The organism is Ochrobactrum sp. C6C9 (genome assembly GCF_022627935.1).
Classification (GTDB): Bacteria; Pseudomonadota; Alphaproteobacteria; order Rhizobiales; family Rhizobiaceae; genus Brucella; species Brucella teleogrylli.
In genome coordinates this window covers 1-1,529 of record NZ_JABXGB010000082.1, presented here as the reverse complement: position 1 = coordinate 1,529, position 1,529 = coordinate 1, and the positions used below count along the sequence as shown (strand labels likewise).

Genomic DNA, 1,529 nt, shown 5'->3' with positions numbered 1-1,529 from the left:
CGCGATAAGGGCTGGGGCGCATTCATGGCGGGTATGGCATATCGCTGGCAAGCTGATGGTACGCTGATTGAACTCGCCAAGAAATGGAGTGTAGCACCGTCTGATTGGTTCACCGAGCAGAATAAGAAGCTCCATTGGGATACCGCTTACCTCGAGCCGAAAGAGTAAGGCCGGTGCTTTCTGATCAGCAGTAGCTCGGAGTGAAGATGATCGAACATATCTCAAGTTTCTTCCGCAATCTGAACGAGACTGCGGGCTTGAACTTTATCGTCTTCTATGACGACTACGAGTTCAGCCGCTTTCTTGAAGGGGCGTTGATTTCACTGCGGCTTATGGCGTTTTCCATCTTGCTGTCGCTGGTGATCGGCGTGTTGGGAGCTTGGGCACAAACGTCAAAAAGCGCGATAATTCGCGTGGCGGTTGATGCTTATATCCAGGCGTTTCGAAATACACCTCCGATGATCCAGCTTTTGTTTTTCTACTTCGGCCTGGGTGCGTTCACGCCAGCCGTAGACATGGGGGGATATTACGAGCCCATTATCTCTTCTTTTGGGTGGGCTGTAATCTCGCTTGGTATCTTTGGTGGGGCGTTCAACGTCGAGATATTCCGGGCTGGCCTGGAAGCCGTTCCTGAAACGACAAAAGAAGCGGCTGAAAGCCTCAGCTTTTCGAACTGGCAAATCTATATGTATGTGACACTTCCACTGGCGTTTCGCATTAGCCTGCCAGCTTTGACGAATAACCTAGTGAGTTTGGCCAAAACAACCTCGCTTGCTTATGTTATCGCCGTTCCAGAAATGACCTATGTCCTCAATCAGGTTTGGTCGGACAACATCAACGTGCCTGAGATGATCCTCGTGCTTTTTGTGTTCTATGTCGCGGTTGTGAGTATCCTCGCCTGGGGCCTCCACGCTCTCGAACGCCGTTTGGCACTACCGGGGTATGGACATGAATAAGCGCGCTTTCACAATCGTTCCTTCGCATTACGGCGTAACGGCATTCTCTAGCGCTCTGTCGTTGCGATACGGAATTGTTCTCGTTGCATTGTTTTTCGGATCATTGTGTGTCGCTTATGCGCAAACAATGAATGCCGGAACGCCGACTGCAGTCGAGACACTTTTCGGGTGGGTTCCATTCATCTTGCGTGGCTTTTTGCTGAACCTCTATATGAGTTTTTTAGCGATGGCCTTGGCGACGGTTCTCGGAATTCTGCTCGGTCTCATGCAGATCAGCTTGTTCTGGCCGGTAAGAGCCATTGCGCACCTGATGACGCATCTCCTGAGAAACTCGCCTTGGCTCGTTATTCTCTTCATCGCCATGTATATGATGCCAGAAGATTTTCGTCTTCCGGGCGGGATTGTGATACCGTTTCCTGGCTGGATGAAAGCAACCGTCGCTTTTGCGCTGCCCGTCATGGGCAACATAAGCGAGATCGTCCGTGGCGCGGTTCGATCCATTCCGTCGGGGCAGTGGGAATCGGCCGAAAGTCTTGGCTTTACCCGTGTTCAGACACTTTGGAACATCATATT

At 51.2% G+C, this 1,529-nt stretch carries 2 protein-coding genes; both read left to right on the top strand.

What is annotated here, in order from left to right:
- Positions 1–206 precede the first annotated feature (206 nt).
- Positions 207–956 (top strand): amino acid ABC transporter permease, encoded by a 750-nt coding sequence (locus HWD97_RS24120; RefSeq protein WP_029928513.1) that lies wholly within the window; start codon positions 207–209, stop codon positions 954–956.
- Positions 949–1,529 (top strand): ABC transporter permease subunit (locus HWD97_RS24115; RefSeq protein WP_371835790.1); only part of this gene is annotated, 581 nt, incomplete at its 3' end. The genes HWD97_RS24120 and HWD97_RS24115, both read left to right, overlap by 8 nt.